The 14,701-nt window shown below is 35.3% G+C and carries 7 protein-coding genes; 2 read left to right on the top strand and 5 right to left on the bottom strand.

The annotated features are described in order from the left end of the window. Positions 1-431: 431 nt before the first annotated feature. Complete coding sequence (locus TERY_RS13505) at positions 432-7,436, top strand: pre-peptidase C-terminal domain-containing protein (protein WP_011612351.1); 7,005 nt, start codon at positions 432-434, stop codon at positions 7,434-7,436. 49 nt (positions 7,437-7,485) lie between these two features. Here TERY_RS13505 and TERY_RS35115 read toward each other — a convergent pair whose 3' ends face one another. The 5 genes from TERY_RS35115 to TERY_RS13525 form a co-directional block, all read right to left on the bottom strand. Beyond that, positions 7,486-7,623 (bottom strand): hypothetical protein, encoded by a 138-nt coding sequence (locus TERY_RS35115; protein ID WP_196797037.1) that lies wholly within the window; start codon positions 7,621-7,623, stop codon positions 7,486-7,488. A 494-nt stretch (positions 7,624-8,117) separates the two neighbouring features. Further along, positions 8,118-9,263, bottom strand: coding sequence for a polyamine ABC transporter ATP-binding protein (locus TERY_RS13510; protein WP_011612352.1), 1,146 nt, complete (start codon positions 9,261-9,263; stop codon positions 8,118-8,120). A gap of 415 nt (positions 9,264-9,678) precedes the next feature. Further along, a complete protein-coding gene (locus TERY_RS13515) occupies positions 9,679-10,743 on the bottom strand; it encodes an extracellular solute-binding protein (RefSeq protein ID WP_011612353.1) in 1,065 nt (354 codons plus the stop codon). Between the two features lie 373 nt (positions 10,744-11,116). After that, complete coding sequence (locus tag TERY_RS13520; protein ID WP_011612354.1) at positions 11,117-11,980, bottom strand: ABC transporter permease subunit; 864 nt, start codon at positions 11,978-11,980, stop codon at positions 11,117-11,119. 755 nt (positions 11,981-12,735) lie between these two features. Further along, positions 12,736-13,617, bottom strand: a complete 882-nt coding sequence (locus TERY_RS13525; protein ID WP_011612355.1) for an ABC transporter permease subunit — start codon at positions 13,615-13,617, stop codon at positions 12,736-12,738. A gap of 649 nt (positions 13,618-14,266) precedes the next feature. Here TERY_RS13525 and TERY_RS13530 point away from each other — a divergent pair. After that, on the top strand, positions 14,267-14,455 hold the full coding sequence (locus TERY_RS13530) for a hypothetical protein (RefSeq protein ID WP_044136814.1): 189 nt from the start codon (positions 14,267-14,269) through the stop codon (positions 14,453-14,455). The last annotated feature ends 246 nt before the right edge of the window (positions 14,456-14,701 follow it).

Below are 14,701 nucleotides of genomic sequence, written 5' to 3' on the forward strand. Positions count from 1 at the left end.
ATTGACAAATAGTAGGTAAAAATTGTCTTTTTTATTCTCCTACTTGAAATAGTTTTCTTATGGCTATCTTTAGCTTTTTTTTTGACAAATAGTCTTTGATTAAGTTAAAATGAAATTAAAATTTTTTGAGAAATTTGATCTTGTTGTGTATGATCAAATTATAAAAAGTTAAAATAAATTAATACACTTAAGTAAAATCACTGTATTAGTTAGTAAGCTTTCAGGGATTTGGTATCTACAGGAAAATTACTCATGAAACCTTAAGTATCACCCGGAGTTCAGCATATTAATATTTACATTAATAAATTGGTTTTTAGGGCTTAAGGCCTAGGTAATAGAAAAATTTGCTCAAATGTTTTAAATTATTTGTGTAGTCATATAGATTATATATTTGTTATAAATTACCCTATCATTAGGAGGAAATGATAAAGATGTTCGAAACAGGTGACATAAATGTCAACAAAATCGATGACCCCCTCGTTCCCTTAGAGGGGCAGTCTGATGTTGAACAGATAATCACAAGCAGTAGTACAAGCAATATAGAACATAATTTCCTTGGTTTATCTTCTGAGTCAGAGTTGCTTGATACAGCTGAAAGTCTCTCTAAAAGTACAGAAACAACCGTAGAAAAGACAGAGATTATAACCCCAGGAGACGTCAAAGGGACAGAGAAAGAGGATATTGATACTATTACTGGTGAAGCACTAAAAAACCTCAATGTTACTCCTCTAGAAGAAGACCTACTAACTAAAACTAGGATTACAAACCGGAAAAGGAGCAAAAAGATAGACCCCGGGAGTGATGCCGAAAATGCTCATGACTTGGACAAAATCGGAAAATCTCCGACTACATATAATGAAAAGATTGGGTATAGATCTGGTGGTTCGAGGGACAAAAGTGACTACTACAAATTCACCCTCCAAGGCCAGAAAAAGCAAAAATTCAACGACTTAAATATTGTCCTTGATGGTCTAAATGCTAATGCTAATATTCAACTTTTTGATGAGGATGGCAAAACTATTATCGACCAGTCGCGAAAAAAGGGCAAGAGGGAGGAGGAAATTAACCAAATACTCAATAATGGGACTTATTACTTGAACGTTCAAGCCCAAGGTAAGGCTAAAACTCAATATAGTTTGAGTTTGAGTTCGGATCAGGTCAAAGACGAAGATGGTAAAAGGAAAGATGCACAAGATTTGGGCTCACTCAAAAAGAAGCCTCAACGCATTAAGGATGACATTGGTTTCCAACTGGGGAGCGTTCGCGACCAAAAAGACTTTTTTGAGTTTTCTGTGAATAGAGACAGTGAAGTTACTATTACCCTTGATGCTTTAAAGGAAGATGCTAATCTGAAGCTCTTGAATAAACAGGGTAGTTTGCTGTTTAGTTCTAGCAATGAAAATCGCGAAAAAGAAAAGATTAATACTATTCTGGAGAAAGGTAAATATTTTGTAGAAGTCGCTCCAGAATCAGGCGATCGTACCAATTATATGTTGAGTCTAAGTGCCGATGATGAAATTGAAGACCCGGACGGTCAAATACCAGGGAAAAACCTGGGAAAACTTACATCTAAAACCATCAGCAAAACGGACAGGATAGGTTCTCAAAGGGGTTTTATAGACAGTGACGACTTCTGGGAATTTCAACTAACCAAAGAGACAGATTTAACTATAAATCTTGACAGCTTGAAGGCAAATGCTGACTTGGAACTGTACGATAGTGATGGAACTACTTTGATTTTTAGTTCCAAGAACGAAGGCAGAGAAGAGGAAGAAATAGAGGCTATTTTAGAAAAAGGTATTTATTATGTTCGAGTGAAATCTGTCGGTGGTAGCAGTACCAAGTACAGACTGAGTTTATCTGGGGATACCGATATAACTGAGGAAGATGACAAACTGCCAGGAACGTCATTGGGAGAATTGGGTGCTGAAGAAGTAACGCAACGGGATAGAATAGGCTTCGGAAGAGGTAGCCTTCGCGACTTTCAAGACTATTATAGCTTTAGCTTAGGAGAAAAAAGTGATGTTAATATTAGCCTTGATAACTTGAGAGCTAATGCTGAGTTAGAGTTATTAGGAATTGATGGTCGAACTATTGAAAAATCGAACAAAAAAGGGCGAGCTAGTGAAACAATTGACAGCATACTCGCTCCTGGAGATTACTATGTTAAAGTGTCTCCCGTAGGGAAAGCGAAAACTAAATACGATTTGGGGTTAACTGCAAATCCGGCCATTGATGATTATTCAAATCCTAAACAGGCTAAAGAAATTGGAATTCTTTATGAAGAAAATACCTATGAAGAAACTAATGAAATTGGTTTTAAACGAGGTAGTGTTCGTGACTTTGCTGACTACTTTCATTTTGAGTTAGCTCAGTCCCAGCAAGTTAATATTTCTCTTGATAACTTGAGGAAAAATGCCGGTTTGCAGTTACTTGGTGGTGAAAACGGTAAGAAACAGATAGAGATATCTAATGAAAAAGGCCGCCAACCGGAGGAAATTAATAAAGATTTGGAACCGGGCAATTATTATGTCAAGGTCTTTTCGGTTGGCAAGTTAAAAACTGGATATGAGTTGAGTTTTGAGGCTTTATCGCCAGATGAAGCGCCTTATGTAGTTGCTCCAGGTATTGAGGATGTCAAGGTAAAAGAAGACAGAAATATTCGTCCTTTTAATGTCTCCAAGTTCTTCAAAGATCCAGATAGCAGAATTGAAACAATAGAGGTGACAGACAATACCAACCCGGGACTAGTAATTCCTTCAGAGAAAAACAAAAATCTCAAAGGTAAGAAATTAGAGTTAGAGTTGGTCAAAAATCAGAATGGTTATGGGGAGATTACCATTACCGCAACTTCCAAAGGTAAGACGGTCTCCGATACTTTCGCTGTCGACGTAACTCCAGTAGACGATCCACCAAAACTTAAGTTGCCGATCGACAATGTTAATGTTGATGAAGATGCTCCTAAAAAGGAAATCACTTTATCTAATCATTTTGAGGACATCGACAGCGATCTTACATATAAGGTCATCAATAACAATAACGGTAGTTTGCTTTCTCCTTCTATTAACGGCAACACCCTCACCTTAGAATTTTCAAAGGACCAGAATGGTGAAGCCAAAATTAAGGTTCAGGCAACTGGTGATGGTAAATCTGTTACTGATACTTTTACTGTGAATGTTGATCCAGTGGACGATCCACTGTTTGTTGACAAACCCAGAGAAAATTTATCTGTTGAGGAAGATAATCCTAACGAGGTCATCGATCTGTCAAAAGTTTTTAAGGACATAGATAGCCAGATAACTTTAGCTTTTAGCGACGATAACAACACCAACCAAAACTTAGTCAAGGCAACTTTAGACTCTGAGAGTCAAACCCTAAGCCTCAATTTTGAGGCAGATCAACACGGCGAAGCTGATGTCACAGTTACTGCAAATTCTGATGGCAAACCTGTGGAGGATAGCTTTACGGTCACTGTCGCTCCGGTAGATGATCCTCCCCGCCTGATTAAGGAAATAAATGATCTCAATGTCCTAGAGGATGCTGATAATACTAACATCAACCTAAGTGAACATTTTGAAGATGTAGATAGTGTTATCAACTACAGCGTTGTTGCTAATAATAATACTGGCATGGTCAAAGATAGTGCTAACGGTAATATCCTGAACTTAGATTATGTGCAGGACAAGTACGGCAGCGGAGATATTACTGTTCGGGCAGAATCTAACGGTTTATCCGTAGAGGATACCTTTACTGTGAACGTGGCTCCAGTGGACGATCCCCCAAAAGTGGTGAATCCGATAGCTGATGTATCAGTAAATGAGGATGCACCAGCCACCTCTATAGACTTATCTAACGTATTTAGCGATATTGATAACGAGGATGCAGCCATCACAAAAGCAGTAATTACTAATAGTAACTCAGGCTTAGTGACTCCAGTAATTGATGGCAACAACCTGAGCTTGAATTATATACCTAATGCTAGTGGTATAGCTGAGATTACAGTAGAAGGAACATCCAATGGTCTCACAGTCAGTGATACCTTTACTGTAAACGTGGCTCCAGTGGACGATCCGATAGTAGTGGTGAATCAGATAGCTGATGTATCAGTAAATGAGGATGCACCAGCCACCTCTATAGACTTATCTAACGTATTTAGCGATTCTGATAACGAGGATGCAGCCATCACAAAAGCAGTAATTACTAATAGTAACTCAGGCTTAGTGAATCCGGTAATTGAGGGTAACAACCTGAGCTTGAATTATATACCTAATGCCAGTGGTATGGCTGAGATTACAGTAGAAGGAACATCCAATGGTCTCACAGTCAGTGATACCTTTACTGTAAACGTGGCTCCAGTGGACGATCCGATAGTAGTGGTGAATCAGATAGCTGATGTATCAGTAAATGAGGATGCACCAGCCACCTCTATAGACTTATCTAACGTATTTAGCGATTCTGATAACGAGGATGCAGCCATCACAAAAGCAGTAATTACTAATAGTAACTCAGGCTTAGTGAATCCAGTAATTGATGGCAACAACCTGACTTTGAATTATATGCCTAATGCTAGTGGTGTGGCTGAGATTACAGTAGAAGGAACATCCAATGGTCTCACAGTCAGTGATACCTTTACTGTGAACGTGGCTCCAGTGGACGATCCGATAGTAGTGGTGAATCAGATAGCTGATGTATCAGTAAATGAGGATGCACCAGCCACGTCTATAGACTTATCTAACGTATTTAGCGATTCTGATAACGAGGATGCAGCCATCACAAAAGCAGTAATTACTAATAGTAACTCAGGCTTAGTGAATCCAGTAATTGATGGCAACAACCTGACTTTGAATTATATGCCTAATGCTAGTGGTGTGGCTGAGATTACAGTAGAAGGAACATCCAATGGTCTCACAGTCAGTGATACCTTTACTGTGAACGTGGCTCCAGTGGACGATCCGATAGTAGTGGTGAATCAGATAGCTGATGTATCAGTAAATGAGGATGCACCAGCCACCTCTATAGACTTATCTAACGTATTTAGCGATATTGATAACGAGGATGCAGCCATCACAAAAGCAGTAATTACTAATAGTAACTCAGGCTTAGTGAATCCGGAAATTGAGGGTAACAACCTGACTTTGAATTATATACCTAATGCTAGTGGTGTAGCTGAGATTACAGTAGAAGGAACATCCAATGGTCTCACAGTCAGTAATACCTTTACTGTGAACGTGGCTCCAGTAGACGATCCGCCAGTAGTGGTGAATCCGATCGCTGATGTATCAGTAAATGAGGATGCACCAGCCACCTCTATAGACTTATCTAACGTATTTAGCGATATTGATAATGATGATGCAGCCATCACAAAAGCAGTAATTACTAATAGTAACTCAGGCTTAGTGAATCCAGTAATTGATGGCAACAACCTGACTTTGAATTATATACCTAATGCTAGTGGTGTGGCTGAGATTACAGTAGAAGGAACATCCAATGGTCTCACAGTCAGTGATACCTTTACTGTGAACGTGGCTCCAGTGTACGATCCCCCAGACTATCCGCCAGTAGTGGCCAATCCGATCGCTGATGTTGTTGTTAATGAGGATGCACCAGCCACGTATATAGACTTATCTAACGTATTTACCGATATTGATAACGACGATGCAGACATCACAAAAGCAGTAATTACTAATAGTAACTCAGGCTTAGTGACTCCAGTAATTGATGGCAACAACCTGAGCTTGAATTATATACCTAATGCCAGTGGTATGGCTGAGATTACAGTAGAAGGAACATCCAATGGTCTCACAGTCAGTGATACCTTTACTGTGAACGTGGCAGTAACTACAGGCAGGTCTAGCTGGGAGGGTACTCTAGGCAGCGATGATGATGATAATCCTACTCGTAATGGCAAGTATTATGATGATTACCTTCTGAATGGAGTCTCTCCAGGGGAGCAGGTCACAGTCGACATGACTGCCTCTTTTGATACTTACTTGCAACTGGTAAACGCTGCAACAGGAGAAGTAATTGCCTACAATGATGATGGTGGTTCTGGTGCTAACTCTAGCTTGACCTTTACAGTAGAATCAAATATTAATTATCTGATTCGGTCTACTAGCTATTCTTCAGGAGCGACTGGTGTTTACACTGTGGAAACATCACGGGGCCTCATGATTCTGAGGGACGATGTTCCGCCAGTAGTGGCCAATCCGATCGCTGATGTTGTTGTTGATGAGGATGCACCAGCCACCTCTATAGACTTATCTAACGTATTTAGCGATATTGATAACGAGGATGCAGCCATCACAAAAGCAGTAATTACTAATAGTAACTCAGGCTTAGTGACTCCAGTAATTGATGGCAACAACCTGACTTTGAATTATATACCTAATGCCAGTGGTATAGCTGAGATTACAGTAGAAGGAACATCCAATGGTCTCACAGTCAGTGATACCTTTACTGTGAACGTGGCTCCAGTAGACGATCCGCCAGTAGTGGTGAATCCGATCGCTGATGTATCAGTAAATGAGGATGCACCAGCCACCCCTATAGACTTATCTAACGTATTTACCGATATTGATAACGATGATGCAGCCATCACAAAAGCAGTAATTACTAATAGTAACTCAGGCTTAGTGACTCCAGTAATTGATGGCAACAACCTGAGCTTGAATTATATACCTAATGCCAGTGGTATGGCTGAGATTACAGTAGAAGGAACATCCAATGGTCTCACAGTCAGTGATACCTTTACTGTGAACGTGGCAGTAACTACAGGCAGGTCTAGCTGGGAGGGTACTCTAGGCAGCGATGATGATGATAATCCTACTCGTAATGGCAAGTATTATGATGATTACCTTCTGAATGGAGTCTCTCCAGGGGAGCAGGTCACAGTCGACATGACTGCCTCTTTTGATACTTACTTGCAACTGGTAAACGCTGCAACAGGAGAAGTAATTGCCTACAATGATGATGGTGGTTCTGGTGCTAACTCTAGCTTGACCTTTACAGTAGAATCAAATATTAATTATCTGATTCGGTCTACTAGCTATTCTTCAGGAGCGACTGGTGTTTACACTGTGGAGACATCACAGGGTCTCATGATTCCTAGTATCGCTCCCAGTCAAAGCTTGAATGGTTACTTAGGCAGCAGCACGCAGGATAACCCCACCCGCAATGGCAAATATTATAATGATTATCTGCTAACTGGTGTATCCCCTGGGGAGCAAATAACCTTGAATCTCAGTGCTGATTTTGATACTTACTTGCAACTAGTTAACGCTCAAACAGGAGAACTAATTACTTACAATGATGATGGTGGTTCTGGTACTAACTCTAGTTTGACCTTTACAGTGGAATCAAATATCAATTATCTAATTCGGGCTACTAGTTATGCACCCGCTCAAACAGGAGTTCACACTCTGAGTGTTCTTCGTTAGCTGACATGACTAAAAATGCCCTGAGTCTGTAATTTCAGAACTAGTTAATTTAGCGATCGCTCTTTCTTAACCATCCCGAGAGCGATCGCTTTTTTCCTAGTATTTTTAGATACCCAGTTTTTCCAAAAAACTGATAGGTGTTTGCATAAATTACAGGCTCGGCCATCAAAACTTTTTTGATCAGCAATTATATTATGTCCGGAACATCAGTCTTCAATATAAATGCCTTGTGTTTTAGCTATGGGATAAATTTAGCGATCGCTTCCTTGACAAAAATGTGATTTGGTTAGCCATAGATTTTTATCGGGGAATATCAAATTCTGAAATATAGTAGTTGATTTAATTAACAACCACTATTTTAATTTTTCCTGATTAGATTTTTCTTAGTCGTATTTAGAAATATAAGTACATTTCTTTTCTCAATCAATACCTCGTCTTTAAAGGCGGGGTTTTATGTCTGGATACTAACATTAAGACTCTATACTATGAAGCAGGAAAATTATATTATTCCCATATTAGTATTAGAGATTATATCTAAAACCTATAGGGAGTAAATACGAACAAAAAATAATTGATTATCCTCAATTAGGAGTATTATATAGCAATTTAACTCCCAAACTGCTGTAATAACAAACAGCCATAATATTTGCCTTATCTACTACTAATTTGGCAAAACTATATCTAACTGCTAAACTTTCCCAAATTCAACCTCTCTTTTTCTGACAAACTTTCTGGCAAGATACTAATATTTTCCACAGGAATATGAACTTTAACCTTCTCACCAACAGAATATTGATTAAGATAAAAAAGATTAATATTTTGTCGGCGAATAACTATCTTAATTTTGTCATTTAAACCCACAACATAACGAGTATCCGTACCAAGATAAACCAAATTTTCTATCCTCCCAGAAAAATTATATTTTGCCGTAAAATTTGGTGGAAAAATTTCGATTTTTTCCGGTCTCACAACCAAAGTAATAACTGTACCTATTGGTAGATGATTAACAGAAGGTATTAACAAACGCAAATCTTCATCTATTAACACCATACTCTTATCCTCTTGATGTGCAATTATTCCCCCAGTTAAAAAATTACTTTCCCCAATAAATTCAGCCACAAAACGACTTTTTGGTTGTTCATAAATCTCCACCGGAGTTCCCACCTGTAAAACTTCACCATGGTGCATAACAGCTATCCGGTCAGACATAGTCAAAGCTTCTTCTTGGTCGTGAGTAACATATATAAAAGTCATACCCAACCTTTGCTGCATTAGCTTTAATTCTAACTGCATTTCTTGGCGTAATTTTAAATCTAAAGCACCCAAAGGTTCATCAAATAATAATACTGCTGGTTGTTTAATCAATGCCCTTGCCAAAGCTACCCTTTGTTGTTGTCCACCAGATAATTTTCGGGGATAAAACTTCTGCATATCTATTAACTTTACTTGAGCCAAACTATCAGCTACCCGACGATTTATTTCTGGGCGTGGGAGATTTTCCATTTCTAATCCAAAAGCAATATTTTCTGCTACTGTGAGATGGGGAAATAAAGCATAATTCTGAAAAACTGTATTAACTGGTCGATGAAATGGCGGACTATTTCCCATTAGTTTATCTTGAATATAAATCTCTCCAGATGTGGGAATTTCAAAGCCAGCTATCATTCTTAATGTCGTAGTTTTACCGCATCCAGACGGACCAAGTATAGAAAAGAATTCAGATTTTTTTATCTGGAGATTGATATTATTTACAGCGATAAATTGTTTTTTATTTTGACTAGAGAATATCTTGCCAATATTGATGAGATTGACTGCTATATTTTCCATTTATGAGTAAATTGTACTTTCTGATGATTTAATTATCAGCGATAAATTTAGCGATCGCTTCCTAGCAAAAAATATGATTTGATTGGTCATCTATTTCTGGATAATTAACTTAACCATAATTGAAGAAATACCCTGCAGCTTATTCCAGCAGCAGAATATTTTCTAGTCTAATATCATCAAAAGACTTAATAATTTTATTAAATTTAAACCGCAAACCTAGATAAATACTAGCATCGTCAAATCCTAATATTTATTCAGATAATAAGTTGCCATTTATCCCTTGAATATTCAATAGACCTTTTAATTATCCTGGGAAACTAATTCCTCTTAGAAGTGTAATAATAAGCTAATAATTAATAACTATCAACTAAGTTTTTTTAGAGTCAGTTTATTAATAGTTGAATGTTAAAAAAAACTATTTACTAACTTCTAACTTAACTTCTGTCCAAGCTTTATCATACAAAACTGTAGCTTCACCAACATCTTGAAGATAATTAAGTTTAGCAAATAATTCTGCTGGTGGATAAATAGCAGAATTATTCAGGTCATTAGCTTCAATTAAACCTTGGTCTTTTGCTGCTTGGTTTGGAGTAGCATACTTAATAAAATTAGATATTTTTGCCCCTATTTCTGGTTCAAGAATAAAGTTAATAAATTTTTCTGCCAGCTCTTTATTTCTACTTCCTTTAAGAATAACCATATTATCAGTTAAAATAATACTTCCCTCTTTGGGAATAGTGTAACGAAGGTCAGCATTTTCTTTCATAACTTGGAAAATATCTCCACTCCATTCACAAGTTAAATCTACCTCACCTTGGTCTAATAAGTTTTGACCAGTATCTGGGGCAAAAACAGCGATCGCCTGTTTATTTTTAATCAGAAAATCTTTCCCTTGAGCAATTTCCTTAGGGTTAGTTGTATTCGGGTTATAACCAAGAGAAATTAAAGCAATAGCAAAGCTACTACGCATATCATCTAATAATGCTATTCTCCCCTTAAATTTCTCATCAAACATAGTTGACCAACTATTAATTTCACCTCCGGTTGCTTTAATATTATAACCTATTCCCATTGTACCCAATTGGTAAGGAATACTATATTTATTTCCCGGATCATATGGAAGATTAGTAAACTTATTATTGAGATTTTTTATATTAGGAATATTCTCTTTATTAAGTTCCTCTAACAGTCCTTCAGATGCCATAGTTTTCACCATGTAATCACCGGGAAAAGCCACATCATAACCAGGATTTCCAGGTTTAATTTTTGCATATAAGTCTTCATTACTTTCATAAGTATCGTACTGAATTTTGACATTAAATTTCTTCTCAAACTCAGTCATTACTCCAGGAGCAATATATGTAGACCAATTGTATATACTCAGAACATTATTTTCTGAAGTATTGGGATTATTACTACAAGCAATAGGTAAAGTTAATGCGATTGTAAATATCAATAAGAAAAGAATAATTTTTTTCATAGACTAAGCGTGATAAATATTTGTGAAAAAAGGCACAAGTAAGAAAGATAAAATTCTCAACAAAGGGGAAAAATGATAGAGATAGACTTCTCAAATTCAACAGTTCAGATAAGACCAAAACAATTATGGTATTCAACCATTAAGTAATTGTACAAAATTAATTACATACTTGCTTCTGCTGAAAAGCCTGCAGTAGTAAAAATTATAGGAATTAAATCATAGTAATTAATTTCGTCTAGCCACTTAGATTAGCTTTTGAGATTACATAAATGCAAAAAAATCTTAACTAAACTGTATTGGTCTATAGACTTATCTACTTTCCTTTTTCCTGCCTCCATCTTCCCTTTTTATTCTTTCTTTTTTTTCGGTAATTTTAGGCATTTTTTTTATTGCCCAATTTATCAATAAAAAGAGAAGATGCCACCAAAATTAAAGAAGCTACTAACATCAAAGTTGATATAGCATTAATGGCTGGAGTTACCGAAAATTTAATCATACCATAAACAAATAATGGTAATGTTGTTGAGCCGACTCCAGCAGTGAAAAAAGTAATCACAAAATCATCTAATGACAAGGTAAAAGCTAACAAAGCAGCACTAAAAATTGCCGGCCAAATTAAAGGTAAAGTAATCTGAAAAAAAGTTTTCCATTCATTAGCACCCAGGTCTAAAGCAGCTTCTTCTAAAGCCGGGTCAAGTTGAGCTACTCGCGCTCTGACAGTTACAACAACAAAAGAGATACTAAACACTATATGACCAATAATTACTGTCGGCAAACCTAAAACTAAACGAATACCTAAAATATTTTCGATTAGCTGAAACCCCAAGGAAAAGAAAACTAATAAAGAAATACCAATAGTAATTTCGGGTATAATTATCGGCAAAAAAAGTATGGCCTCTAAAACATTACGTCCGGGAAAACGAAAACGTTCTAATGCTAAAGCAATCATAGTACCAAAAATTGTTGCTAGCAATGTTGAAATTGTTGCTACAAAAAGACTATTTGTTAGGGCTTCCCAAATCATCACATTGCTAATAGCATTAGCCGAAAATTCTTGTAATAAATTGTCATACCATTTTAAAGTAAAACCTCGCCATACAGCATTAAAACGGGAATTATTAAAGGAGTAAATTACTAATATCAAAATAGGTAGATAAAGAAAGGCGAAACTAAAAGTCGCATTTAGCCATAAACCGAATTTGCCAACAGAACGAATAAATAAATCAATTTGTTTCATTCTCGCTTTTATCTTGAGTGTGATAAATGGTAATAACCTTACAGAAAACTTACCTTAAGGTTAATTAATGAAGCATAAATAAAGTATGAAAGCTACTCTTTTAAAATCATAAAAAAAATCTAAAGTTTTCTTGATTCATAATTCAGTAGGATGTAGTGATAACTAATAGATGATAAATGTTTATCCAAAATAAATTACAGATAATTGCTTTTCCTGAACAACCTTTGTCAAAAATTACAGGTAATAAACAATTGTAATTAATTTTTCCGAGGTACTTAACTGAAATCATCTTTTTCTTTACTGGGTAATAGTGGGCAGATATAAATTTTAATTTTTTTTGGAGACTAATTCCTCTTTCCAATATAATGAGTTAATAATATCAAATACTCTTTCCAATTAAGTGTTTAATAAATCAGCTTTATGGGAGGTAGATATTATTAGTATTGTAGAACATTTAAGAGCTGATTTATAAATTTAGCTGAGAGTCTTATATTACCTAGCTTTTAGTGATTTTGGTTTTACTGGCAAATAAATGGCAAAGCCTCAGCATAGTAATAAACTCAATATCTTAATATTTACTTGATAAATAAACTCTCATATAAACCCAGTTCCTATCCTTTTTTTTATAGATATATTTCATCTGATTGAGGTATAAATATCACAGGCAATATACCTGTGCTATAAATATTTTATTATTAATATTTTTCAATCATATACTTGTAATTATCTGTTACTTATTCCTAATAGCTGAATACTTAATTATTTTCCTCTTCCGATACTGCAAAATAGATGATAACTGGAATTAATACAATTATCATCAAGGCAATTGATAGTGCCGAACCAAACGGCCAATTTCTAGCTTTAATAAATTGATTTTGAATCAAGTTTCCTACCATCATAGTTTTTGCACCACCTAAAATATCAGGAGTAATAAAAGCACCAAATGCCGGAATAAAAACTAGTAAACAACCTGCAACTATACCTCGAATTGTTAATGGTAAAAATATACGAAAAAAGGTGCGTAAATCATTAGCTCCCAAATCTTGAGCAGCTTCTAATAAATAAAAATTAAAGCGTTCAATTGTGGCATATAAAGGTAAAATCATAAACGGCAAGTAGCCATAAACTAAACCAATAGTCACAGCAAAGGGTGTAAATAAAATAGTTAAAGGTTTGTCTGTTAGCTGTAAACTTTGTAAGGCAATATTAAATATTCCTTCAGTCCGAAGCAGGACTATCCAAGCATAAGTACGTACTAAAAAATTAGTCCAAAAAGGAATAATAACTAACATCAATAAAACATTACGCCAAGGTGGTCTAATAGTAGCAATAAAATATGCTAAAGGGTAGCCAATTAATAAACACATTATAGTTGTAGTTAAACTAAAGAATAAAGACCGCCAAAATATTCCCCAGTATATTCCTTGACCTAGTCGTTGATAGTTATCTAGAGTAAATTTCCAAACGACACCGCCATAAGTACCTCGTTCTAGGAAGCTGTAAATTAAAACAATTACTAACGGGATGATGAAAAAAATTAATAGCCAGATAGTTGCAGGGAATAGAAGAATTAGTAATTTTTTTAGTTGAGATTTTTCAATGTTTGAGGTTGACTGTTTTTTCTGAGGTTGCCACATTTTAATTAGCCAAGAAGTCAGAAATTATGACCATCATATTTATGTTTATTTGTCAATAATTTTTGGTAGTATTTTTTGAAGCCAGTATAATAATTTTTGATTAGTCTTAATGACACTTTAGGATTTTTTACCCCGAAAATGGTCTCAAAGCCAGTATAAGCGGAAATACTACCAAATATCTAAAAATAGCTGAAGCCTAGATATACTTAAAAAATGGTTTATTTAAGGTTAAAATGTTATTGTATAAGACTTTGACCTGATTTTTAGTATCTTTTTTTCCTAAAACCCTGTGAATAGGACTCATACCATTTTTCAAAAGCTTTTCTAGATTTTTTTTAGCTGAAAAGTACAAGAGTAGGAGATCAGGGGAATAGTAAACATTTATAAAATTAATATTAACTTAGCTAAAGAGAGAAATCAAATGATTATATTTATGTTAATTATTTAATAACTGAAGTGCTACCTAAGTATAGCATTAGTGCATGTAAATTGGTATTCAACAGAATAGAAACACAAAACAGGTTAAAATAAGTATTATAGAGATTAGTCAAATTTTAAATTTTTTATCCTGAAAATTAATTTGTGTGATGGTATAAGGAAAATGTGAAAAGTGTAGGACTTAAAAATAATTCAGCTTTAGTAAAAAATTATGAAAAAAACTGATATAAATAACCAGGAATTTCTTGAGGGAAAAAATATCGTTAAAACTAAAAGAAAAGGATATTTTAGAAACATAGAAGAGGTAAAAGTTGTGACAACAATAGCAAATATTCCTGAAAACACATCTGATTCAAAATCTTTGAAACCAAAGGTTTGGGTTGCTCATACTTTTAGATAAAAACAATATCAGGTTAAGCAAGATGGGTAAAAACCTATCAATATGATAAAAATTAATTACTCAGGACTTATGCAATAAAAATAATTGTAGTGGTTATATCTGGAATAATGACTAAATTATCCACTACACATAGCAATATTATGTAAGCCCTAGTACTATCAAAGTTTCCAAATTTTGGGAACCTTTTTTTTATTGAATCTCATTTCCAATTTTTCGGTAATATATTTATTAGCAAAGTATTTAGGT

The organism is Trichodesmium erythraeum IMS101, assembly GCF_000014265.1.
Lineage (GTDB): Bacteria > Cyanobacteriota > Cyanobacteriia > Cyanobacteriales > Microcoleaceae > Trichodesmium > Trichodesmium erythraeum.

Excerpts from the sequence above, each read along its gene's own strand:
- TERY_RS13505 (WP_011612351.1), top strand. The coding sequence starts at position 432 with ATGTTCGAAACAGGTGACATAAATGTCAACAAAATCGATGACCCCCTC.
- TERY_RS13510 (WP_011612352.1), bottom strand. The coding sequence starts at position 9,263 with ATGGAAAATATAGCAGTCAATCTCATCAATATTGGCAAGATATTCTCT.
- TERY_RS13515 (WP_011612353.1), bottom strand. The coding sequence starts at position 10,743 with ATGAAAAAAATTATTCTTTTCTTATTGATATTTACAATCGCATTAACT.
- TERY_RS13520 (WP_011612354.1), bottom strand. The coding sequence starts at position 11,980 with ATGAAACAAATTGATTTATTTATTCGTTCTGTTGGCAAATTCGGTTTA.
- TERY_RS13525 (WP_011612355.1), bottom strand. The coding sequence starts at position 13,617 with ATGTGGCAACCTCAGAAAAAACAGTCAACCTCAAACATTGAAAAATCT.
- TERY_RS13530 (WP_044136814.1), top strand. The coding sequence starts at position 14,267 with ATGAAAAAAACTGATATAAATAACCAGGAATTTCTTGAGGGAAAAAAT.